Source organism: Acetobacter sp. (assembly GCF_052102375.1).
In the GTDB taxonomy this organism is placed as follows: domain Bacteria; phylum Pseudomonadota; class Alphaproteobacteria; order Acetobacterales; family Acetobacteraceae; genus Acetobacter.
In genome coordinates this window covers 17878-39342 of record NZ_JBQDXI010000011.1, presented here as the reverse complement: position 1 = coordinate 39342, position 21465 = coordinate 17878, and the positions used below count along the sequence as shown (strand labels likewise).

General features: G+C 56.1%; 21 protein-coding genes. 11 read left to right on the top strand and 10 right to left on the bottom strand.

Going from position 1 to position 21465, the window contains the following annotated elements; genetic code table 11:
* Positions 1 to 39: 39 nt before the first annotated feature.
* The 3 genes from ilvN to miaA all read right to left on the bottom strand — a co-directional run bounded on the left by ilvN (position 40) and on the right by miaA (position 3501).
* The gene (ilvN, locus tag ACTIDN_RS06750; RefSeq protein WP_048837991.1) at positions 40 to 558 is read right to left on the bottom strand and encodes an acetolactate synthase small subunit; all 519 of its coding nucleotides are present in this window, start codon (positions 556 to 558) and stop codon (positions 40 to 42) included.
* Between the two features lie 71 nt (positions 559 to 629).
* Positions 630 to 2444, bottom strand: a complete 1815-nt coding sequence (gene ilvB, locus ACTIDN_RS06745; RefSeq protein ID WP_441376464.1) for a biosynthetic-type acetolactate synthase large subunit — start codon at positions 2442 to 2444, stop codon at positions 630 to 632.
* A gap of 37 nt (positions 2445 to 2481) precedes the next feature.
* On the bottom strand, positions 2482 to 3501 hold the full coding sequence (gene miaA, locus ACTIDN_RS06740) for a tRNA (adenosine(37)-N6)-dimethylallyltransferase MiaA (protein WP_441376463.1): 1020 nt from the start codon (positions 3499 to 3501) through the stop codon (positions 2482 to 2484).
* Positions 3502 to 3529: 28 nt separating this feature from the next.
* Here miaA and serB point away from each other — a divergent pair, with 28 nt between their 5' ends.
* Entirely contained in the window at positions 3530 to 4417 is an 888-nt protein-coding gene (gene serB, locus ACTIDN_RS06735) for a phosphoserine phosphatase SerB (protein ID WP_441376462.1), read from the top strand.
* Positions 4418 to 4427: 10 nt separating this feature from the next.
* On the top strand, positions 4428 to 4622 hold the full coding sequence (locus ACTIDN_RS06730; RefSeq protein ID WP_048837987.1) for a hypothetical protein: 195 nt from the start codon (positions 4428 to 4430) through the stop codon (positions 4620 to 4622).
* 22 nt (positions 4623 to 4644) lie between these two features.
* On the opposite strand, the gene ACTIDN_RS06725 is transcribed toward ACTIDN_RS06730, so the two are convergent.
* Positions 4645 to 5670 carry a mitochondrial fission ELM1 family protein gene (locus ACTIDN_RS06725; RefSeq protein ID WP_441376461.1) on the bottom strand — a complete coding sequence of 342 codons (1026 nt, stop codon included), beginning with the start codon at positions 5668 to 5670 and terminating at the stop codon, positions 4645 to 4647.
* Between ACTIDN_RS06725 and ACTIDN_RS06720 the strand changes: the two genes are divergently transcribed.
* Genes ACTIDN_RS06720 through ACTIDN_RS06710 form a run of 3 tightly spaced genes read left to right on the top strand, consistent with a single transcriptional unit; the run spans position 5671 to position 8219 of the window.
* Positions 5671 to 6978: a DEAD/DEAH box helicase gene (locus tag ACTIDN_RS06720; protein ID WP_441376460.1), complete on the top strand. Its 1308-nt coding sequence runs from the start codon at positions 5671 to 5673 to the stop codon at positions 6976 to 6978.
* 57 nt (positions 6979 to 7035) lie between these two features.
* Positions 7036 to 7176 carry a hypothetical protein gene (locus ACTIDN_RS06715; protein WP_441376459.1) on the top strand — a complete coding sequence of 47 codons (141 nt, stop codon included), beginning with the start codon at positions 7036 to 7038 and terminating at the stop codon, positions 7174 to 7176.
* The gene (locus tag ACTIDN_RS06710) at positions 7173 to 8219 is read left to right on the top strand and encodes a peptidase M14 (RefSeq protein WP_441376458.1); all 1047 of its coding nucleotides are present in this window, start codon (positions 7173 to 7175) and stop codon (positions 8217 to 8219) included. Before ACTIDN_RS06715 ends, ACTIDN_RS06710 begins: the two co-directional genes overlap by 4 nt.
* Here ACTIDN_RS06710 and ACTIDN_RS06705 read toward each other — a convergent pair.
* Positions 8191 to 9357: an acyltransferase family protein gene (locus tag ACTIDN_RS06705; RefSeq protein ID WP_441376457.1), complete on the bottom strand. Its 1167-nt coding sequence runs from the start codon at positions 9355 to 9357 to the stop codon at positions 8191 to 8193. The two genes, ACTIDN_RS06710 and ACTIDN_RS06705, sit on opposite strands and share 29 nt — an antisense overlap.
* Positions 9358 to 9573: 216 nt before the next feature.
* A complete protein-coding gene (gene glyA, locus ACTIDN_RS06700) occupies positions 9574 to 10863 on the bottom strand; it encodes a serine hydroxymethyltransferase (protein WP_441376456.1) in 1290 nt (429 codons plus the stop codon).
* A 183-nt stretch (positions 10864 to 11046) separates the two neighbouring features.
* On the opposite strand from glyA, the gene ACTIDN_RS06695 reads away from it, so the two are divergent.
* The 4 genes from ACTIDN_RS06695 to ACTIDN_RS06680 all read left to right on the top strand — a co-directional run bounded on the left by ACTIDN_RS06695 (position 11047) and on the right by ACTIDN_RS06680 (position 15142).
* Positions 11047 to 12513, top strand: coding sequence for an amino acid permease (locus ACTIDN_RS06695; protein WP_441376455.1), 1467 nt, complete (start codon positions 11047 to 11049; stop codon positions 12511 to 12513).
* Positions 12514 to 12658: 145 nt separating this feature from the next.
* Entirely contained in the window at positions 12659 to 13663 is a 1005-nt protein-coding gene (gene hemB, locus ACTIDN_RS06690) for a porphobilinogen synthase (RefSeq protein WP_048837983.1), read from the top strand.
* A gap of 169 nt (positions 13664 to 13832) precedes the next feature.
* Positions 13833 to 14576 (top strand): arginyltransferase, encoded by a 744-nt coding sequence (locus ACTIDN_RS06685; protein ID WP_415507616.1) that lies wholly within the window; start codon positions 13833 to 13835, stop codon positions 14574 to 14576.
* A gap of 56 nt (positions 14577 to 14632) precedes the next feature.
* Positions 14633 to 15142, top strand: a complete 510-nt coding sequence (locus ACTIDN_RS06680; RefSeq protein ID WP_441376454.1) for a hypothetical protein — start codon at positions 14633 to 14635, stop codon at positions 15140 to 15142.
* A gap of 21 nt (positions 15143 to 15163) precedes the next feature.
* On the opposite strand, the gene arfB is transcribed toward ACTIDN_RS06680, so the two are convergent.
* Entirely contained in the window at positions 15164 to 15586 is a 423-nt protein-coding gene (arfB, locus tag ACTIDN_RS06675; RefSeq protein WP_441376453.1) for an alternative ribosome rescue aminoacyl-tRNA hydrolase ArfB, read from the bottom strand.
* 130 nt (positions 15587 to 15716) lie between these two features.
* The gene (gene parC / locus ACTIDN_RS06670) at positions 15717 to 17927 is read right to left on the bottom strand and encodes a DNA topoisomerase IV subunit A (RefSeq protein WP_441376452.1); all 2211 of its coding nucleotides are present in this window, start codon (positions 17925 to 17927) and stop codon (positions 15717 to 15719) included.
* Between the two features lie 236 nt (positions 17928 to 18163).
* Here parC and ACTIDN_RS06665 point away from each other — a divergent pair, with 236 nt between their 5' ends.
* Positions 18164 to 18469 (top strand): hypothetical protein, encoded by a 306-nt coding sequence (locus ACTIDN_RS06665; RefSeq protein WP_441376451.1) that lies wholly within the window; start codon positions 18164 to 18166, stop codon positions 18467 to 18469.
* A 171-nt stretch (positions 18470 to 18640) separates the two neighbouring features.
* Entirely contained in the window at positions 18641 to 19600 is a 960-nt protein-coding gene (locus tag ACTIDN_RS06660) for an alpha/beta hydrolase (RefSeq protein WP_441376450.1), read from the top strand.
* 3 nt (positions 19601 to 19603) lie between these two features.
* Here ACTIDN_RS06660 and recO read toward each other — a convergent pair whose 3' ends face one another.
* Positions 19604 to 20416 (bottom strand): DNA repair protein RecO, encoded by an 813-nt coding sequence (gene recO, locus ACTIDN_RS06655; RefSeq protein WP_441376449.1) that lies wholly within the window; start codon positions 20414 to 20416, stop codon positions 19604 to 19606.
* Between the two features lie 23 nt (positions 20417 to 20439).
* The gene (tsf, locus tag ACTIDN_RS06650) at positions 20440 to 21345 is read right to left on the bottom strand and encodes a translation elongation factor Ts (protein ID WP_048837976.1); all 906 of its coding nucleotides are present in this window, start codon (positions 21343 to 21345) and stop codon (positions 20440 to 20442) included.
* Positions 21346 to 21465 lie beyond the last annotated feature (120 nt).

Genomic DNA, 21465 nt, shown 5'->3' with positions numbered 1-21465 from the left:
CATTATTGTGGCGGCCTTTGCGGTCGCCTTACTTCACCGTCAGGGGGTCTGAATCGTCTGCGGTCCACGGCATATGGCGGCTATCCCCGTGCGGGAGACTTCGGCCAACCCGAGCGGACGCATCAGCTCGATGAAACTGTCTAGCTTGTCGCTTGAACCGGTCAGTTCAAACACAAAAGAAGTGGCTGTGGTGTCCACTGCCCGCGCCCGGAAAGCATCTGCAATACGCAGCGCTTCCGTCCGTGGCTCTCCGGAGGACACAACCTTGATAAGCGCCATTTCACGCGCAACATGCGGCCCGGCGGAGGAAAGATCCACTGCGCGGGAAACGGGGGTAAGCCGTTCAATCTGGGCTTTGATCTGGCGGATATCAGCCAGGGTGCCTGTGGTCACGATATTCACGCGGGAGACGAGGCCATGCTCATCCACCGGGGCCACGGTCAGACTGCGGATATTGTATCCGCGGCCAGAAAACAGGCCAATAATGCGGGCCAGCGCACCACTTTCGTTATCTACCAGAAGGGAGATAACCGCAGAACCGGGAGCTTCCTGCTGCATTGTAAAACTTCCTGAACTCACGCTTTAAAAACAGCGTGTTGCCACGCCACGGACTTATTGAGAGATGCGGTTTAAACCAGCATCATCCCTTCACGCGTTACTTCCGCGCCGCGCTCTTCCTGCTCTGGCCCCAAAATCATCTCATTATGGGCTGCCCCGGATGGAATCATAGGAAAGCAGTTTTCGCCTTCGGCCACGCATAGATCAACCACCACCGGACCATCGTGCGCCAGTGCCTCACGGATAACACCATCCAGTTCATCCAGACGCGTGGCGCTCAGGCCTTTGGCATGAAAGCTTTCTGCCAGCTTTATGAAATCTGGCAGGGCATCACTATAACTTTCGGAATAGCGTGAGCCATGCAGCAGTTCCTGCCACTGGCGCACCATGCCCATATAGTGGTTGTTGATGATGAACAGTTTTACCGGCAGGCGGTATTGCGCAATGGTACCAAGTTCCTGAATGTTCATCAGGGTTGAGGCCTCACCAGCAACATCCAGCACCAGAGCATCCGGATGTGCAACCTGAGCCCCAACGGCTGCGGGCAAACCATAGCCCATGGTGCCCAGACCACCAGAGGTCAGCCAACGGTTTGGCGCATCAAACTTGAAATACTGGGCAGCCCACATCTGGTGTTGCCCCACCTCGGTCGAGACATAGGTGTCACGCCCGGTTTCAAGCGCCAGCTCGTAAATGCGCTGAATAGCCTGTTGTGGTTTAATAACCGCATCAGCCGCCTGATCCTGCTTGAAGCGCAGGCAGTCCAGCGCACGCCAAGCTTCAATCTGCTGCCACCAGGCATCCAGCTCTGCGCCATGTTCGTACGCGGGTTGCTTTTCCCACTCTTCAATCATTAGCTCAATTGTACGGCCGACATCGCCCACAATCGGCAGATCGACATGAATGATCTTGTTGATCTGGGAGGGGTCAATATCAACATGGATCTTGAAAGAGTCGGGCGAGAACGCATCCAGCCGGCCTGTTACGCGGTCATCAAACCGGCTACCGAGGGCAACCAGTACATCGCATCCGTGGGTGGCTAGATTGGCCTCATAGGTTCCGTGCATTCCCAACATGCCAAGAAACTGCTTATCCGTACCGGGGAAAGCACCCAAGCCCATCAGGGTAGATGTTACCGGAAAATTGGTCATACGTGCCAGCTTACGCAGCCCGTCACAGGCCTGCGGGCCGGAGTTGATGATCCCACCACCCGTATAAAACAGTGGACGGCGCGCCTGCTTCAGGGCGACAACGGCTTTTGCCACGGCGTCACGGGCAGGCTCGGTCCGTACTTTGCTGGTGCGGGGCTTATCCTGATCCGCCGTTTTATAAGGCGCATTCCCCACAGTAATATTTTTTGGCAGGTCAACCAGAACAGGACCGGGACGGCCAGAACGCGCAATGGCAAAGGCCTCATGCACTGTTTTGGCCAGATCTTCCGGGCGGCGGACCAGATAGTTATATTTGGTGACCGGTCGGGTGATGCCCGTTGTATCCGCTTCCTGAAACGCATCATTCCCGATGAGCGCTGTTGGCACCTGACCAGATAAACAGACCAGCGGAATGGAATCCATCAGCGCATCCAGCAGGCCGGTAACGGCGTTGGTCGCACCGGGGCCACTGGTCACCAGAACAACACCAACCTTACCGGTTGAGCGGGCATAGGCTTCTGCTGCGTGAACGGCGGCCTGCTCGTGGCGCACCAGAATATGCCGAATTTCCTTCTGGCGGAACAGGGCATCATAAATAGGCAGTACGGCCCCGCCCGGATAGCCGAAAATAACCTCTACGCCCTGCTCGACAAGAGCGCGCATAAGGACTTCTGCACCAGAAAGAGGTGCGAGGGTCTGTGCGGCCTGTGGGGCGGAGGCTGTTTTCGGTGTCATATCGTCCTATCTCCCAAAATTGGGTTGGTCGGCATCTTTAAGGAAGCAAACGCTCAGCGTCAATCCCGGAAAGAATAAAAGAAATAATTTCGTGTCGTTTTCTTTCCAAAAATTGCTCAATTGGCGGCGTGCACATATCAAGATCATATGTGCGCCCCGGCTCTGACACGTCATGGTGGGCAAACCATGTTGCTTGCCTGCGGGTGTAACGCCCCGTGGCCAGCACGGCACGCTCTACAGCTTCTGCTTCTGTCATTTCACCACGCAGAAAGACAGCCAGCTCCGGCACACCATGTGCACGCATGGCGGGTAAGGTCGGATCAAGGTTCTGAGCCAGCAGTTTTTCCACTTCCGCCACAGCACCATTCCGCATCATGTCAGCAAAACGCAGGGCTATGCGGGCACGCAATTCCGGCCGGGGTGGCAGCAGACGCACAGCAGTAAACCGGCAGGCAGCAGGCGGCAGACCGGGTTGCTGCTGCCACCAAGCCAAGCTGCGCCCCGTGCCACGCCAGACCTCCCACGCACGGCTGATACGCTGGGAGTCGGCGGGTTTGAGGCGGGCAGCCATTTCCGGGTCCACCTCGGCCAAACGCTCATGCAGAGCTTCCGGCCCATGCTGCGCCACAAAATCTCGGGCTTCTTGTCGTGCCTCTGCACCACATTCCGGTATTTCAGCCAAACCATGCGTCAGGGCGCGCATATACATGCCTGTCCCGCCACACAAAATGGGCAGACGGCCAGCATCCCATGCCTCCTGCATGGCGGCCAACGCCTGCTCACGCCACCAAGCCACACTCCCTTTCTGGGCCGCAGGCAAAACACCGTAAAGCCTGTGCGGTACTGCTGCTTCATCCTGCGGTGTGGGACGCGCCGTTATCACGGGTAGGTCAGCATAGACCTGCATGGAATCTGCATTGATAACCGTGCCCGCAAGCTTTTGCGCCAACATAAGGGCGAGGGCGGATTTACCCGAGCAAGTTGGCCCGGCCACAATAAGGGCTGCGGGCTGCGCGTGTTTTTCAGTGCTGACACCCTGCTCTGCTGCTTGCCTCATGCCAGTATTCCTGTCACATCCTTTAAAAATGATGAGCCTCGTTCTGACCCTTGTCGCGCGACGCGACACCACCACCCTTGATGCCGCCACGATTGCTTTGGCACGCGAGTGCGTGGAAAGCACCCACCCCCACACTGTTCTGTCCCCAGAAGAAGCGGTGGACCTGCCTTGCAACGCTGATGCGGCCAGCCGCCTACCCGCCCTGCTGGATGCACTGGCTGGGAAAGCGGTTGATGCGGTCCTGACACATCAGGCAGCCCGACGCAAACTGCTGTTAGTGTCAGACATGGACAGCACGATTGTAGACAATGAGACGCTGGACGATCTGGCAACTCATGCTGGCATTGGTGAAAAAATTGCCGCCATCACGGCGCGCTCCATGAATGGCGAGCTTGATTTTGCAACGGCTCTCAAAGAACGTGTCGCTCTGCTGAAAGGCTTGCCAGACTCTCTGCTTAAAAAAGCATGGCAGGATGTGAAGCTGAATGAAGGAGCGAGAACTCTGGTGCAAACCATGCGGGCCAATGGGGCCTACACGGCGCTTGTTTCTGGAGGCTTCACTTTTTTCACCAGCCGCGTGGCAGAACTGTGTGGTTTTCAGACAAACCACGCCAATACTCTGCTGGCAGCACAGGGTTTGCTGACCGGCCAGACAGGCCAGCCCATTTTGGGACCAGAAACCAAACTGGAACTGCTCACCACTCTTGCCCAGCAGCATCGCCTTGCCCCGGAACAAACGCTGGCTATTGGTGATGGCGCAAACGATCTGCCTATGCTGAAGGCAGCCGGCCTAGGCCTGGCCTTCTTTGCAAAACCCATTGTCCGGCAGGCCGTTACGGCCCAAATCAACCATACATCCCTGCGCACGGCGTTGTTTGCACAGGGCTATGCCACATCTCACTTTGTAGGCGAGTAAAGGGAATACCATGCAGCTCGACCCCAGAGGCCTGTCCTCCATTCCTGTGACACGGATTGTGCTGGCGCTTATCGGGTGCGGGCTGCTGTTTTACTGCTTTCAATATTACCTGACACTGCCGCCGGATTCCCCTGAGCATGTCATGCGCCATGTGGCCGCCCTGATTGTCGGCACAGTTATTTTACTCGGCACAATCTGGGTGTGACGCCGCCCCTCCGGCAGGAGAACTAAAACCCCAGCCGCCTGTGCATTTCCGCCACAAGGTCTGGCGTATCGTCCAACGGCTCAACCGGCCACGGCTCCAGCTTTTCAAACTTCGAATGCTCTGTAAGCACGCGCACACGTCCCGCCTGCTCCAGCTCCTGAATAAAGCGGGTAATCCGGCGGGACTTACCGGGAAGCGGAAAAACGGAAACAGGGGCATTTCCAGCCACGGCCTCTGACACCATGGACACACTGTCAATGGTCACCACAAGATGGTCAGCGCAGGCAATTAGCCCTTTGTATGGGTTATCTCCAGTTCCATCCCATACTGTGCCGCCAACGGCATCCACAACGTCTTTCAGAATTTCCTGCGCGGCGGGGGCTGTTCGGCGGGAAGGCGTTACAATCAGGCTTCCTCCTTGCCGCCTGGTTGCGTCTGCCAGAATAACACCCAATCTGGCAGCTTCTTTCTCACCCAGTTCAAAGCGCCCATTCGCCCCACCAACAAGCCCTGCAATCAGGGGTCTGGGCAAATGCGCAAAACGTGGTGCCCACTCCGCTCTGGCCTGCGCCAAGACGTCAGGGGTCAGGCCATGCAGGGCCGTGCGCCCAAGCAGCACATTTCCACCCGCTATCTCGTCATGCACACAGGCAATAATCAGATCAAAGCGGGAGAGTGGTTGCCGTGGGTTTTGTATCTGCACCACAGGACGAGACGCCGTGCGCAGGGCAGCACCTACAGCGCCGCCCTTGCCGCCAATACTCATAACAACCCGCGCATGTTCTGCTGCGCTCTGCAAAGGCTGGCCAGTCTGATCCAGCAAAAACGGTGAGTGCAGCAGCTTTGGCCCCCGGAGTGCCAGCCGGGCCAACCGGGATGGCCTGACAGGATGAAAGACTCCCTGCCACCCAGCCCGTTCCGCCAGACCAAGCGCCTGAGAGCGCATACCGGCAAAGTCTTCCCCCACCACAAGGGCAGGAACAGGCTGGCCGCCGGATGCTACAGAATTTGAAACCTGTGACATTCCCGCATATAAAAGGTCAGCCATATGGCGCAATTCCCCGCTTTTCATGCGTGTGTGCGGCACCATGCCCTCTGGGCAGCGTGCCATTATGCCGCTATGCAAAGCCAGTTTTTCACCCCGGTCAAGGCGGATAAAATCAGCATGTCCAACAGCTTCGAGGCAATGGGCCTTCTGCCGTCCTTATGTGCTCATGCAGCACAGGCAGGTATGGCCACCCCTACCCCCATTCAGGAACAGGCCATTCCCGCCGTCCTGGAAGGGAAGGATGTTCTGGCCATAGCGCCTACCGGCACGGGAAAAACTGCCGCCTATGCCCTGCCCCTTCTGCACCATCTTATGAGCGTACGCCGCGCTCATGATGTGCTGATTATGGTGCCCACCCGCGAACTGGTTTTACAGGTTGCCGGGGTTTTCCGTACCTGTCTGGGGCTGGACCCTAAAAATACACGCCACAAATCTGGCACACCGGGCATTATTACCCTGTATGGCGGCGGAGACCGTGAGCAGCAGGCGGCCAGCCTGAATCACAATGGCCCCCGTGTGCTGATTGCCACCCCCGGCCGCCTGTTGGATTTTGTGCATCTGGGAGAACTTGACCCCGCGACCTGCACCCGCGTGGTGCTGGATGAAGGCGACCGCTTGTTTGCACCAGAATTTTTTGAAGAAAGCGCCACGCTGATTGAAAGCCTGCCTGAAGAGCGGCAAACGCTGCTTTTCTCTGCAACGCTACCAAAGTCTCTTACGCCGCTCTTGCAAAAACTCCTGCATAAACCAGTGGAAATTCGGGTTGAAAAGGCCCCTGAAAAACGCGGCCCTATCCGCCAAGGCGTGTTCTTTATTGAACCCACCCAGCGGTTTGACTTCCTGAAAGCCTTTTTTAACCGTGACCGTACCAGCCGAACCATTATTTTTACGAAAACCAAAGCGGATGCAGATCAACTTACCAACAGCCTGCGGAGAATTCGTATGGCCGCAGCCCCTTTGCATGGAGACCTGACACAGGCCCAGCGCAACGCAACGGTGGCAAGTTTTACCGCAGGCCGCACCCCTATTCTGGTCGCGACCGATATTGCCGCACGCGGGCTGGATGTACCTGATGTGCGTACGGTCATTAACCTTGAGCCGCCAGAACAGCCTGATATTTACCTACACCGCATTGGCCGTACCGGGCGCGGGGGCAAAAGCGGTACCGCACTGACGCTGTGCAGCATGACGGACCGTAAGAAAATTAGGCAGATTGAAGTGGGAGCAGAGGTCAAGCTGCGTATTCTGACGGAAGAACAGGCTTTGCCAACACTTCTTGATGAGAAGAAAGCCAAACCCAGAAAATAGCCGTGTCGTCTGGGCCGTGCTTACCCGCCAAGTTTTAGGGTGGTAGCCGGTCTGTGCATGTTATCACAATCCCTCACGGGCCTGCGCCGGGGGATTGCACACCCTGAAAAGCCAGATCATAGTGATGGTCTGATGGGTGTGTTTCTCTCCTGCTCTGACAGCATTTCCGATACTGCACTCAGGCTTTCGGGCACATGAGCTGCGCATTCCGCCGCCCTGAGGCCGAGCGGGGTAGTGTGCGGGTGCGCACCCTTTCGGAGGTTCTTCCTCCACCACGGCAGCCATTGCCGCATTTTGACATTACCCTGCCGCCCCCCGACATTACGCGGTGGGCAGATGGCAATTGCGGCATAGCGGGGGTGCATCATTTTGAGGCCTCTCAGCCCGGCCCCCATGCCGTTATCACTGCCTTGATGCATGGCAACGAATATGCCGGAGCCTGTGTGCTCGACACCCTGCTGAGCCGCTCACTTCGCCCTATACGCGGCCGTTTGAGCCTTATTTTCCTCAACATGCAGGCTTTTGCCCGTTTTGATCCGGCGCGTCCTACCCTCTCCCGCTTTGTAGAGGAGGACATGAACCGCCTGTGGTGCCCAGAGTTGGTACGCTCTAGCCACACGTCTCTGGAAATGGAGCGTGTTCGGGCCATCAGCCCGATTATAGAAACAGCGGACATGCTGCTGGATATTCACTCCATGCTATGGCCCGCCCCCCCGGTACTGCTCAGTGGCCTGACCACAAAAAGTCTGGCACATGCCAAAGCGCTTTCAGCGTTTCAACCGGGTACGCCGTGGGTTGTGCAGGATGCAGGCCACGAGACCGGCCCACGTTTGATAGACCATGTGCATTTTGCTTCTAACCGCACACGCGCCACCGCCTGCCTTCTGGAAGCCGGGCAGCATTGGCTACCCAACAGCCATTTGGTCGCTTACACAACCGCCTGTCTGTTTTTACAACAGGCAGGTATCATCACACCGCAACCTGACCTTGCCGTGCTGCCCACCCCCAAAATGCCACGCACGGCTACGGTTACCCACTGCGTGCAGGCCCACACAGCACAATTTGCTTTTATAAAGCCGTTTTGCAGCGGCGATATTATTCCCAAAAAAGGGACAGTACTGGCTCTGGATGGCGCGGACGAAATCCGCACCCCTTATGATAACTGCCTGCTTGTTATGCCCAATTTGCGCCCCATGCGTGGGCACACGGCCGTCAGGCTGGGGCGGCCTGCCGAAGCCTGAGCACCTTTTGCAGTTCTCTGTCCACAGGGCGGGAGAGAAACCGCTCAACAGCAAGCCCAAGATAATACGCACCCAGCAGCACTGGAAAAAACCAGAGCCAGCCCAGTTGCCAGTTCTGCCCGGTTGCCTTGAAACCATGCACCGCAGGCATGACAATAAACATATGGGTGAGATAAATTTCGTAACTCATCTGGCCCCAGCGCCGGGGCCATGCCGGAAGCCGCATAACCGCTGCACATCCCCAGCCAGCCTGAAACGCCAGCAGGAGGGCGGCACAACTCAGCGTATAAAATAGTGGGGCACAGTAATACCCCAAAACACTCGACACACTATGCCCATCCAGCAGATACAGCCCAACGCCTATACTGCCCAGCACGCCCATGCACTGCGCGGTGCGGCTCCGGGCAGAAAAAGGAAACTTATGCGCTACCAAAGCGGCGCAAACACCCATGGCAATGCTGCATAAACCCGGACCATAAGCTTCATCCTGCCAGATATCCTTGGCATCCCGGATCAGCCATTCGGCATATGGCAGTGCAAATGCCAAACAGGCAAACCCTACACCCAAAACAGAGGGCCAGCGGGCCAACACCAGACAAACCAGCGGGAAAGCCGTGTAGAACACTTCTTCAACCGACAGGGACCACAAGACATCCCAATTAGGAGGTAAATAGCCAGTTACAGTTTCATACAGGTTCAGATGCATGAAAAAGACTGAAAAAACCGCTCGTGATAAGGATTGTTCCGGATGATGAAACTGAAAATCCGGCAGGCCTACCAGTTTAAAAAGAGAAAGCACGGCTAGAAGTACCAACAGGCATGGCATAAGGCGGCAGAAACGCCGCGCCATAAAAGGACGCGCCTGCATGCCGCCTAAACTCCCCCAACGGCGGAGAGTATGGTCCGTAATCAGAAAACCAGAAATAACAAAAAACAGCTTTACTGCTTTGCCACCATCCCAACTGAGCGCTTTAAGCACCAAGAGCGGGACGTAATCCGCCAAACCTGTTTTGGCGAGCGGAATACGCAAGGCCAGATGGTGTATGACCACCAGAATAATAGCCACGCCGCGCAGCAGGTCTATGCCGGGATTACGGCCTGCAAAGGCAGGCAAAGCTGCCGATATCCTGTTTTCCACTCACCACCTGCTCTCTATGATAACTTTGTTACGATACCAAACGAAGTAGTCAGCAATTCCGGCGGGAGCGTGGCATGTTTTTTATGGTTTTATAGTCTCCTGCAATTTTTCACGTCTGCGCCTCTCTCCCGCAGTTTCATCGCTACGCTTCGGCAATAAAAAAAGGGGGAAGGCCTGAGCCTTCCCCCTCCTTCCCGCCAGCGCATTGAGCTGGTGTTATTTTGTGTAGATTGGGAAACGGGCGCACAGCGCTTTCACGCGTTCATGCACTTCATTTTCAACCTTGGCATCCCCTTCACCGCCGGAGGCAGCAAGAGCGGTCAGCACTTCGTCAATCATTTCACCAATGGCTCGGAATTCTGCCTCGCGGAAACCCCGTGCTGTTGCTGCCGGGCTACCCAGCCGAATACCAGACGTAATGGCAGGCTTTTCCGGATCAAACGGAATAGCGTTTTTATTGGCGGTAATGCCAGCGCGTTCCAGTGCCTGTTCAGCCGCTTTACCAGTCACCTTTTTAGGGCGCAGGTCAACCAGCAGCAGGTGGGAATCCGTACCACCGGTCACAATATCAAACCCACGTTCAACCAGAACTTCTGCCAGTACATTGGCATTGGTCTTAACGGCTTTCTGGTACTCTTTGAATTCCGGACGCAGAGCTTCACCAAAGGCTACAGCCTTACCGGCGATAACATGCATCAGCGGGCCACCCTGAAGGCCGGGGAACACGGCAGAATTGATCTTCTTGGCCAACGCTTCATTGTTGGTCAGGATCAGACCGCCACGTGGGCCACGCAGAGTTTTGTGCGTGGTAGAGGTCACAATGTCCGCATACTCAAGCGGGTTGGGGTACAGGCCAGCTGCAACCAGACCAGCAAAATGCGCCATGTCCACCATAAGGGCCGCACCAACTTCATCGGCAATACGGCGGAAGCGGGCAAAGTCAATAACGCGCGGGTAAGCAGACCCACCAGCCACAATCAGGGTCGGCTTGTTGTCACGGGCAAGCTGTTCCATTTCTTCGTAGTCAAGCAGCCCATCTTCACGGCGCACACCGTACTGAACTGCATTAAACCACTTGCCGGAATAGTTGGGAGCCGCACCGTGTGTCAGGTGGCCACCCGCAGCAAGGCTCATGCCCAGAATGGTATCGCCCGGTTTTGCCAGCGCCATGAAGGCAGCCTGGTTGGCATTTGCGCCAGAGTGCGGCTGTACGTTGGCAAATGCTGCGCCAAACAGGGTTTTTACGCGCTCGATGGCAAGTACTTCAACCTTGTCCACCTCAGAGCACCCACCGTAGTAACGGCGGCCTGCATAGCCTTCGGCATATTTGTTGGTCAGCACGCTGCCCTGTGCCTGCAACACGGCTTCTGACACCATGTTTTCACTGGCAATCAGTTCAATTCCGTCCTGCTCGCGCTTCAGCTCACTGGCCAGAGCGGCCGCAACATCCGGATCAACGTCTGTAACCGGTGCGTGAAAAAAACGATCCAGATCCGTCTGGCTCATCAGGAGCTCCCTTGGTTTTACAACTCACCAGCCCATGGTGCCGCCCTGATGGACACCGGGCCAGATTTCATTACGTTAAAAACACATCTTGCGTCGAAGGGCACTCTACCCTCTCTATAAGAGCAAGACCACCACGACGCTCCTTTACCGTTTTCGTCGTGGTTCTGACAGGAGAAAAATTTAATGTCGCAAAGGCCTGCCTCCTCCGCAGCCTCACCGTTCACGCGCTGTATGCCGTTGGATAAGCTGGAAACCAAGCTTGGCCTCAAGCGCGTGTTGGGTCCGGGCAGTCTCATCGCTTTGGGTGTAGGCACAACTATCGGGGCAGGTCTGTTTTCATTAACCGGCATTGCCGCATCAGAAAATGCCGGTCCTGCCGTTATCCTGTCCTTTCTGGTAGCCGCCATTGCCTGCGGATTCGCAGGGCTGTGCTACAGTGAACTTGCCAGCATGATCCCCATTGCAGGCAGCGCCTATACCTACGCCTATGTAACACTGGGCGAACTGGTTGCCTGGATTATCGGCTGGGATCTTGTGCTGGAATATGCAGTGGGGGCGGCCACCGTTGCGGTAAGCTGGTCCCGCTATGTGGTATCCCTGCTCGACTCTTGGGGCTTGGTGCTTCCGCCACGCTTTACGGCCTCACCGTTTGAGACAGTCATGATGCCCGATGGCAGCATGGCCTCCGGTCTGGTCAACCTGCCCGCCGCGGTGGTCATTTGCTTTGTCTCCATGATCCTTATTCGCGGCATTACGCAGTCTGCCATCGTCAACAGCGTGATTGTCACCATCAAACTGCTGATTATTGCGGCATTTATCGGGTTTGGTTTTTCCTACATCAACCCCAGCAACTACCACCCTTTTATTCCCCCCAACGATGGCACATTTGGCCATTTCGGCTGGTCGGGCATTATGCGGGCTGCTGGCACAATCTTTTTCGCCTATGTAGGGTTTGACGCCGTGTCCACCACAGCGCAGGAAACCAAAAACCCAGCGCGGGACATGCCCATTGGCATTCTGGGAAGCCTTGTGGTGTGTACGCTGGCCTATGTGGGCTTCTCCTACGTCATGACCGGTCTGGTGAATTACAAGGAGATGGTGGGGGATGCTGCACCTGTAGCAACCGCCATTAACCATACCCCTTTCCCTTGGCTGCAACTGGCCATTAAAATCGGGATTATTTGCGGGTTTACATCCGTACTCATGGGGCTGCTGCTCGGCCAAAGCCGCGTGTTTTTTGCCATGTCACGGGATGGGCTCCTGCCCCCCATGTTCAGCAAGACCCACCCACGCTACCAGACCCCGTGGTTATCCAACCTGTTCTTCATGGTCATTACCTGTTTGCTCAGCGCATTCCTGCCCATTTCAGACCTTGGGCACATGACCTCCATTGGCACCTTGCTGGCCTTTGTGCTGGTGTGCGCCGGTGTCATGGTACTGCGCCGCAAAGCGCCAGACGCCAAACGCGCCTTCCGGGTGCCGGGTGGCAACATCATCCCCATCTTGGGCATCCTCTCCTGTGGTTCGGTCATGGTGGCTCTGGACACACTGACATGGGTTCGTCTTGTCATCTGGCTTGCCATCGGCATGGTTATTTACATGGCGTATGGCCGTTACCACAGCAAACTGGCCCAACCGTCCGAGGGCTGATCTGCCATCTTGCGGGCGGGGTTGCATAACACGCCAAGGGGCGCATACTCAGCTTAGTATTCACCCCGTCAGCCCCCGCCCTGATGCCTTCCGCTTTTTCCTTGCGCGGCACATCAGGCGGCTGACACGCAAGGAGATCGCGCCCATGAAGGCTGGTCGTTTCCCATTGACCCGCCCCCGCCGCAACCGGTTTGACGACTTTACGCGCCGTCTGGTTGCTGAAAACAGTTTGGGCATCAACAACCTCATCTGGCCAATTTTCTTTACGGAAGGTACGAACACCGTAACAGAAGTTGCCTCCATGCCCGGCGCATTGCGTGTTACGCTGGACCGGCTTGCAGCCCATGTTGAACCAGCCGCCAAACTGGGTATTCCTGCTGTAGCACTCTTTCCCGTCACCCCGACCGAGGTGCGGGACGCAGAGGGCACAGAAGCCCTGAACCCGGATAACCTGATGTGCCGGGCCGCCCGCCTTCTGAAAAAAGAATTCCCCAATGTCGGGCTGATTGGCGACGTGGCGCTGGACCCCTACACCAGCCACGGCCATGACGGCATTGTCCGTGATGACTACGTGCAGAACGATGAGTCCGTGGTGATCCTGACCCAGCAGGCCGTTAATCAGGCCGCTGCCGGGGTAGACATTATTGCCCCGTCAGACATGATGGATGGCCGGATTGGCACCATGCGCATGGCGCTGGATGATAATGACCTGGTCAACACGCGCATCATGTCCTACGCGGCCAAATATGCCAGTGCGTTTTACGGCCCGTTCCGTGATGCTCTGGGCTCAGGCTCCATGCTGAAGGGGGACAAGAAAACCTACCAGATGGACCCCGCCAACAGCGACGAAGCCCTGCGCGAAGTTGAGATGGATATTGCCGAAGGGGCTGACATGGTCATGGTCAAACCCGGCATGCCTTACCTTGATATTATCCGCCGGGTGCGGGACACATTTGCCGTCCCGACCTTCGCCTATCAGGTGTCTGGTGAGTACGCCATGCTCATGGCCGCCATTCAGAACGGCTGGCTGGACCGTGACCGCGCCATTATGGAAAGCCTGTTGGCCTTCCGCCGCGCAGGAGCACACGGTGTTCTGACCTATTTTGCCATTGAAGCCGCAGAAAAGATCAAAGAAACTTACGGCGTATAACCCTGCTGTCCTGAATTACGTTATACTGGCCCGTAACGCCTGCACATTTGCACCATGGGGATAACCTTACCCTCTGGTGCAAACTGAGCAGGCGGGTTTTTCAGCCTTTATCCATTAGGGCACAGATCAACCGTACCAGAGTTTGCCTTTTTCTTGCTGGACAGGACGCATGGTTTCCTCACTGCGCCATTCGCAGTTTTTTTACACAACAGCACCGCAACCCTGCCCGTATCTGCCCGACCGGGTAGAGCGCAAGGTTATTGCAGACCTTGCTGTGCCAGAGGCCGATGCCCTGCATAGCCGCCTGTCCCGTGCAGGCTTCCGCCGTAGCCATACACTGGCTTACGCCCCCATGTGCGAAAGCTGTATGGCCTGTATTCCCATCCGGCTGCCCGTTAATCATTTTACCCCGGATCGCAGCCAGAAACGCACCGTGCGCCGGAACATAGACCTGCGCGCAACACTTGTTCCAGCTCATGCCACGCCTGAGCACTATGCGCTGTTTGCCCGGTATCAGGCCGCACGCCACGCAGATGGGGAAATGGCGGCCATGACTGCCGAAGACTACCGCGCCATGGTGGAAGATACTCCCGTGCAGACCATGCTGGTAACATTTCACACGCCGGATCACCGCCTGATGGCCGTAAGTTTGGTTGACCGGTTGGAAGATGGCTTATCAGCCGTTTACAGCTTTTACGAACCAGACGCGCCCGAGCGCTCACTGGGAAGTTTTGCTATTTTGGCCCTTATTGAAAAAACAAAACTGCTGGGCCTGCCCTACCTGTATCTTGGATACTGGGTACGCGGCAGTGCAAAAATGACCTATAAATCCCGTTATCGGCCTGCTGAAATTCTCAACCATGGCACTTGGCATACGTTAGACCCTGAGCACCCCCCTCTGGAGGCGGAGTAGTCTGCAACGCAGGATGCCTCTCAAACCCAACAGTGTGTTTTGAAAGTCTTTAGTCCATGCCTGATGAACAATTGTCCCTGCCCTCAAAAAAAGACAAAGCCAAAAACCTGATTGTAAAGAGCGCTTCTTTTGTGTCGGATAAAGCCCGCACGACAAAAGACGTGGTCAAGACCTATTATACCAACACAGATTATAAACAGGCCTATCAGTTTATAAAAAACAAAGCCCTCTCGGTAAAAGAAGCCAAAGTTCTTGAAAAATACTGGCCATATATTGAAAAAGCCATCACAGCCATTGCAACTTCACCCCTGTTAGGCCTGCTGACGGATGAACTGATTATTGGCAAACTGGCAGACAAAGTGGTGGACTTGCTCCCGCCGCATATTCGGCTCGTTGTGCGCAAAACCGGCGCGGACCGTATTTTGATAGCGGCTCTTTTCAAATCGAAGGGCCATGTTCTAAAAAAAATAGCAGACGCCCGGCATGCTAAAGAGCAAGAGGCGACATCACGCCAGCTCGTGCCTCAGCCTCCTCCGGCACAGGCAGATCGCAACAAGGCATCTTAACGCCTTTAGTCTGCCCTCTACTTAGTCATCATGACGCACGGAGCGGTTTCGCTTTACTCCGGCCCGGTGGGCTTTGCCATCTAACCGGCGTTGTTTTGCCGCCCGGCCCGGTCTGGTTGCTACACGAAAAGCGGGTCTGTGGGCTGCCTCCCGTATCAATTCCGCCAGTCGTTCTATCGCGTCCTCACGGTTCCGTATCTGGGTTCTGAAACGGCGTGCAGTAATGACAATCACCCCGTCACGCGTCAGACGGCTGCCCGCAATTTGCAGTAAACGCGCCCTTACCCGCTCCGGAAGAGACGGTGAGCGCGCAACATCAAACCGCAACTGGGCCGCAGTTGCCACTTTATTGACGTTCTGCCCGCCCGGACCGGAAGCCAGAATATATGTCACCTCAAGCTCGGACTCTGCCAGAGAAATGGTAGGGAGAATTGAAATTGCCATAACGCCCCTCTTACAGGGCAAGCTGTGCTCTGTAAGCAGCTTTGGCTCTAAAAACGCACCACAAGGGGCAGCTTTTATCCAGATACCACAAGAGGCACGGGCGGTGCCGCCCAATGCCTCTTGGTAAAAATCAGGCTTTCTTGGTTGCCCACGGTGGAGCAGAACGTCCCATGGAGGCCCGCCGCCCAACCCAGTCCTGCAGATCTGCAAACTGGCGCACACGTACCGCCCCCGGCCACAATAACCCTTCCTGCTCCGAGAATACGACGGCCATGCGCAGGCCGTCTCCACCCACATATTTCTGCAAGGCTACGCCTAGACCGCGCGTCATAACCGGCAACTGGTCCAAGGGGAAAATCAGGAAACGACGGTTATCGCCCACCACGGCCACCTGATCGCCCTCCGCAGGGCTACAGACGCGGGCGAACTCACCTTCCTTCAGGTTCAACACCTGACGGCCAGACCGCTTTTCCGCCACCATGGCCTCTTCTTCTACCAACATGCCACGTCCGGCGCTGGACGCGATAAGGCGCTTGGCCCCTTCCTTGATGGCGAAAACGGCAACCAGATCTTCATCGTTCGACAGATCAAACAGCAGCCGAACCGGCTGGCCATCACCACGCCCACGCGGCAGGTCTCCGGCTTTCAGGGTAAAGGCGCGGCCATCTGTGCCAAAAAAGCAGAGCTTGTCTGTTGTCTGGCACGGGATTGCCAGTTTCAGGCCGTCCCCTTCTTTGAACTTCTGGTTTTCAAGATCAACGCTATGGCCCTTGACCGCCCTGACCCAACCATTCTGGGAGAGGATAACGGTAATGGGTTCACGCTCAACCGTTTCAATAACGGAAATATCAACCGGTTCCGGCGCAGACTGTAAGGTACTGCGGCGCTGCCCCAGCTTGCCTGCCCCAAACTGTTTGACCATGCCATCCAGTTCCCGGCCAATGCGGTTCCAGCGCAGTTTAGGGTCTGCCAGCAGTTTCAAAAGCTCGTCACGCTCCGCTGAGAGTTTGTCGTGCTCTTTCCTAATTTCCAGCTCTTCCAACCGACGCAGGCTCCGCAGGCGCATATTCAGCACGGACTCTGCTTGAAGGTCAGAGAGGGTAAAGGTCTGCATCAGGCTGGCTTTGGCATCATCCTCTTCCCGGATGATACGAATGACTTCATCCAGATTGAGGTAAACCGCCAGAAAGCCTGCCAGAATTTCAAGGCGGCGTTCCACGGCATCCAACCTGTGGCGGCTACGGCGTTCCAGCACTTCGTGCCTATGGTCCAGCCATGCCTGCAACACCGCTTTCAGGCCCATAACGCCCGGCGTCCGGTTTGGCCCAAGCACGTTCATGTTCAGGCCAAAGCGGCTTTCAAGCTGGGTGGCGCGGTAGAGTGTTTCCATCAACACTTCTGGTTCAATACCGCGGGTCTTGGGTTCAAGCACCAGACGAATTTCGTCCGTACTCTCATCACGAATATCACCGAGCAGAGGAAGTTTTTTCAGTTCGAGCAGATCAGCAACCTGCTCAATCAGACGGGACTTCTGCACCTGATACGGAATTTCCGTAACCACAATTTGCCACGTTCCAAACCGGCCCTGCTCAACCTGCCAGCGGGCACGCATTCGAAAACCACCACGGCCTGTTTCATACGCCCGCAGAATGGCGTCTTCATCCTCAACAATCAGGCCACCGGTCGGGAAATCCGGCCCCGGCATAAGTGCTAGCAAGTCTGCCGTTGTGCTCTGGGGCTTACGCACCAGTAAAGCTGCGGCTGCACAGACCTCAGCCGCATTATGAGGCGGAATGCTGGTGGCCATACCCACGGCAATACCTGCTGCGCCATTGGCCAGCAGGTTGGGGAACGCGGCGGGCAGAACAACCGGCTCCTGCTCCTCCCCATCGTATGTTGGGCGGAAATCAACGGCATCATCTTCAATGCCGTCCAGCAGGGCACGGGCAACTTCGGTTAGGCGGGCTTCAGTGTAACGCATTGCGGCAGCGTTATCGCCATCAATGGAGCCAAAGTTACCTTGCCCTTCCACCAGCGGGTAGCGGGCTGCAAAATCCTGAGCCAGACGCACCAATGCCTCATAAACCGAGGCATCACCGTGGGGATGGAACTTACCAATAACGTCACCCACCACGCGGGCGCATTTCTTGAAACCTGAGGTCGGGTCCAGTTTGAGCTGGTGCATGGCATAAACAAGCCGGCGATGCACGGGCTTAAGCCCGTCCCGCACGTCCGGCAGGGAGCGAGACATGATGGTAGATAACGCATAAGCCAGATACCGCTCGCTGAGCGCATCCGCCAGCTTGGTCTCTTCTACGTGGCCTTCAAGGGTTTCGCTCATTTCCTGCTCCCGGACCGTGTGTCTCTTAGTGCCCAACGGTCACACATAGCGTTTGATGCCGTTTTGTTCTAGCCCCAACACAGAGCCTGAACCAACATCTGGCACACTCAAGACCATGTGCCACTTCAAGCGTGCCACGGCATGCATTTATGACACTACGTCTGCTATGCTCTTGCGTCCGCCCGAATTACCGGAATATGGGCAGTAGACTTTTACCCTATTATAGAGTGAGCACCATGAGACATATTTTTGCATTACTATTGGTATCACTCAGCCTAACGGGCTGCACCAGCTATCAGTGGGTCAAACCCGGCGCTGACTTACACCAAGAAGATATAGCTGAAACTCAATGCAAGGCGCAGGCGCTCAGAGACCTGCCGCCCAATACCGAAATTACCGGGAAATACACATCGTTCAACAAAAAATATAACACGAAGAATACGAGCTATTCTTCCAGTGATACGAACGAAAGCCAACGCCGCATTCTGGTCAAGGACTGTATGTACCGTAACGGCTGGACACAGGTTGAAACCGGGAACTGAACCTAGACATAATCTTGCTTCAAGTAGCCAGCCTTAACGTATCCTGTCAGTCACGCGCCGTAATTCACCTCGACAACGTGATAAACGTTAGACTTGTAGCGTGATGATAACCCCTGCTTCACGCTTCAAAGCCTGCTAGACTGGAGAGTGTTTCTTGCTTCAGGAATAGCCATGCCTCTGTGCACCCGCCGTAATTTTCTGGCTACAGCCTCCTGCTCCGCACTGCTTGCTTCTACGGGCCACGCGTCCTCTCTTCCTCAACCAGACGTGGCAGAAGCGCCGTTAACACTCAAGCTTTGGCCGGATGTACCACCCGGCGGCGGTGGCCCGGCAGATCAGGCATTGTACGTGACCCCACATGGCTCCATCTCCCATATCTCAACGCCAGTGCTACAGATGTATCGGCCCCAGAAACCAAATGGCAGCGCCATCCTGCTTGCAGCAGGGGGTGGCTACCGGCAGATTGTCATGCGGCATGAAGCCGTACCCGCCACTGCATGGCTCACCACGCTCGGTGTAACCGTTTTTGTGCTGACCTACCGCTTGCCGGACGAAGGATGGCATGCAGGGCGGCTCGCCCCTTTTCAGGACGCACAACGCGCTATCAGGCTCATAAAATCCAATGCACACCAGTACAGCATAAACCCTGACCAATTGGGGCTGTTGGGGTTTTCTGCCGGTGGACACCTGATGGGCATGTGCGCCACTCGTCCCACATGGCAAACTTACACACCGGTTGATGAGGCCGACCACCTACCGCTTACGGTCCGCTATGCCATGCTGGCCTACCCTGTGGTAACGCTGTGCCCCCCGTACGACACAACCCAGACACGGCGCAGCATGGTGGGTGCACACCCTACGGAAGCTGAGGCGGAAGCATGGTCCGTACAAACCTATATTACTGACCAAAGCCCACCGTTTTTCCTTGTGCATGCAGCAGACGACCGCATTGCCAAAGCGCCCCAAACCGAAATTTTACAGCAGGCCTGCGTGCAGCACCACGTGCCGGTTACGCGCTATCTGCTGGAGACGGGTGGGCACGGCTTTAGCCTGAACGAGCCCTACAAAGGCACAGCATGGTCACTTCTGGCCGAAAAATGGCTCCATACACGGCATCTGATCCCGGTCTAGAAATCAGCTTTCAGACGGGTCGGGTACCGGATCAGGGTTGGTCTGCTTTTCTGCTTCTAACACTCGCACAACCCGCGCCTCCAGCCGCTCCCGCGCCGCAGGAAGGGGTGCATGCCTCTGCCCGTAGGCATCTCGCACCAGAAAATATCTGGTAAGCTGTAAACCAGCCAGCCAATCCACCATAGTGCCTATATCCTGATCGCTCAACAGAAAGGCTGGCAACGGGAGCAGTCTGTCCTTCCATTCTCCGGCACCTTCGTCTGTAACCGCACGGCCTGTACGCGGTGAGATATAGCTTAGCCCGGTTGTGGCACCCGTTACGGCGCAACAAGATGTGTTCAGCCCAAAGCCGAGGTCCGCCAGAAGCGCCATCTCCCACCGAACAACCTGTGGCAGGCCCTCGCGTTCCGATAATGGCGGGTCAATACCCAGAAATGTCAGAAGTTTGAGCGTTTTAGCAAACAGTGCCGGGCATGGCTCGCCTTCCGGCAAAGCTGTATCCGCCAGTACACAAACGGATTGCAGCATGGAAAGTGCGAGGGGAGTATCAAGCAAGCGGAAGCTGGAACCGTAAAGCAATTCGCCAGACAGGCGCGGCATAGCGCCGGCGGACCGAATTTGGAAACGGATTTTAACAACATTGCCCGGTTGCCACAGGGCACTGCCTGCGCGGGAACGGGCACCGTACGCAACCCCGTGCAATAGCCCGTGCTCTTCTGTCAGCACATGCACGCGGGCATTAGTCTCCCCTAACGGGAAGGTAGAAAGCACAAGGGCGGGAGCCTCCCAGTCATGGGATGTCCCGCCCTTGTCCATTAGTCAGCGATCAGCCTGAAAAATCAGACGCCGGACACTTTTGCAACTTCAGCAGCAAAGTCGTCAGCTTCTTTTTCGATGCCTTCACCAAGCTGGAAGCGGTCGAAACCAACCAGCTTGACGCCAGCTTTTTCCAGAACGGTTTTAACGCGGTTTTCACCGTCATGCACCCAGACCTGCTCCAGAAGAACAACTTCTTCATAGAACTTGCGGATACGGCCTTCGATCATTTTTTCAATGATGGCTTCAGGCTTGCCGGAGTCACGAGCCTGTTCAATCAGAACAGCGCGTTCACGCTCAACTTCTTCCTGATTCAGGCTGGAAACATCGAGAGAAGACGGACGGGTTGCAGCAACATGCATACCAACCTGACGGCCCAGCTGCTCGATAGCTTCATTGGCAGACGGTGCTTCAATAGCAGCCAGAACGCCAATTTTACCAAGGCCCGGACGCAGTGCGCCGTGCACGTAAGTTGCCACAACGCCAGACGGCACCGTGAACACCCGTGCGCGACGCAGGGACATGTTTTCACCGATGGTAGCAATCAGGTGCGTCAGTTCGTCAGCAACCGTGCGGCCGCTGGCAAGTGTTGCAGCTTTAATGGCTTCAAGGTCTTCACCAACCTTGAGCGCAACCTGAGCAACGGCTTCAACGAAGTTCTGGAACGCTTCATTACGAGCAACGAAGTCGGTTTCAGCGTTCACTTCAACCATAGCGGCTTTTTTGTCTTCAGACGCAACGCCTACCAGACCTTCAGCAGCCGTACGGCCAGATTTTTTGGCAGCAGCAGCCAGACCCTTGGTGCGCAGCCAGTCAATGGCACCTTCAATTTCGCCGTTGGCTTCGTTGAGGGCTTTTTTGCAGTCCATCATGCCTGCGCCAGTTTTTTCGCGCAGTTCCTTAACCAATGCAGCGGTAATGGCCGCCATGTCTGTCACTCCTTAAAAACCAGAACGCGCCCTGAGGGGGCGCGCACCGTAATCATGCCTGCGCGCAGGCACATATCTCAGCTGAAAGCCGGTGGGCATAATGCCCACCCGCCCCAGTCA

Excerpts from the sequence above, each read along its gene's own strand:
- ilvN (WP_048837991.1), bottom strand. The coding sequence starts at position 558 with ATGCAGCAGGAAGCTCCCGGTTCTGCGGTTATCTCCCTTCTGGTAGAT.
- ilvB (WP_441376464.1), bottom strand. The coding sequence starts at position 2,444 with ATGACACCGAAAACAGCCTCCGCCCCACAGGCCGCACAGACCCTCGCA.
- miaA (WP_441376463.1), bottom strand. The coding sequence starts at position 3,501 with ATGAGGCAAGCAGCAGAGCAGGGTGTCAGCACTGAAAAACACGCGCAG.
- serB (WP_441376462.1), top strand. The coding sequence starts at position 3,530 with ATGATGAGCCTCGTTCTGACCCTTGTCGCGCGACGCGACACCACCACC.
- ACTIDN_RS06730 (WP_048837987.1), top strand. The coding sequence starts at position 4,428 with ATGCAGCTCGACCCCAGAGGCCTGTCCTCCATTCCTGTGACACGGATT.
- ACTIDN_RS06725 (WP_441376461.1), bottom strand. The coding sequence starts at position 5,670 with ATGGCTGACCTTTTATATGCGGGAATGTCACAGGTTTCAAATTCTGTA.
- ACTIDN_RS06720 (WP_441376460.1), top strand. The coding sequence starts at position 5,671 with ATGGCGCAATTCCCCGCTTTTCATGCGTGTGTGCGGCACCATGCCCTC.
- ACTIDN_RS06715 (WP_441376459.1), top strand. The coding sequence starts at position 7,036 with ATGTTATCACAATCCCTCACGGGCCTGCGCCGGGGGATTGCACACCCT.
- ACTIDN_RS06710 (WP_441376458.1), top strand. The coding sequence starts at position 7,173 with ATGAGCTGCGCATTCCGCCGCCCTGAGGCCGAGCGGGGTAGTGTGCGG.
- glyA (WP_441376456.1), bottom strand. The coding sequence starts at position 10,863 with ATGAGCCAGACGGATCTGGATCGTTTTTTTCACGCACCGGTTACAGAC.
- ACTIDN_RS06695 (WP_441376455.1), top strand. The coding sequence starts at position 11,047 with ATGTCGCAAAGGCCTGCCTCCTCCGCAGCCTCACCGTTCACGCGCTGT.
- hemB (WP_048837983.1), top strand. The coding sequence starts at position 12,659 with ATGAAGGCTGGTCGTTTCCCATTGACCCGCCCCCGCCGCAACCGGTTT.
- ACTIDN_RS06685 (WP_415507616.1), top strand. The coding sequence starts at position 13,833 with ATGGTTTCCTCACTGCGCCATTCGCAGTTTTTTTACACAACAGCACCG.
- ACTIDN_RS06680 (WP_441376454.1), top strand. The coding sequence starts at position 14,633 with ATGCCTGATGAACAATTGTCCCTGCCCTCAAAAAAAGACAAAGCCAAA.
- arfB (WP_441376453.1), bottom strand. The coding sequence starts at position 15,586 with ATGGCAATTTCAATTCTCCCTACCATTTCTCTGGCAGAGTCCGAGCTT.
- parC (WP_441376452.1), bottom strand. The coding sequence starts at position 17,927 with ATGAGCGAAACCCTTGAAGGCCACGTAGAAGAGACCAAGCTGGCGGAT.
- ACTIDN_RS06665 (WP_441376451.1), top strand. The coding sequence starts at position 18,164 with ATGAGACATATTTTTGCATTACTATTGGTATCACTCAGCCTAACGGGC.
- ACTIDN_RS06660 (WP_441376450.1), top strand. The coding sequence starts at position 18,641 with ATGCCTCTGTGCACCCGCCGTAATTTTCTGGCTACAGCCTCCTGCTCC.
- recO (WP_441376449.1), bottom strand. The coding sequence starts at position 20,416 with ATGGACAAGGGCGGGACATCCCATGACTGGGAGGCTCCCGCCCTTGTG.
- tsf (WP_048837976.1), bottom strand. The coding sequence starts at position 21,345 with ATGGCGGCCATTACCGCTGCATTGGTTAAGGAACTGCGCGAAAAAACT.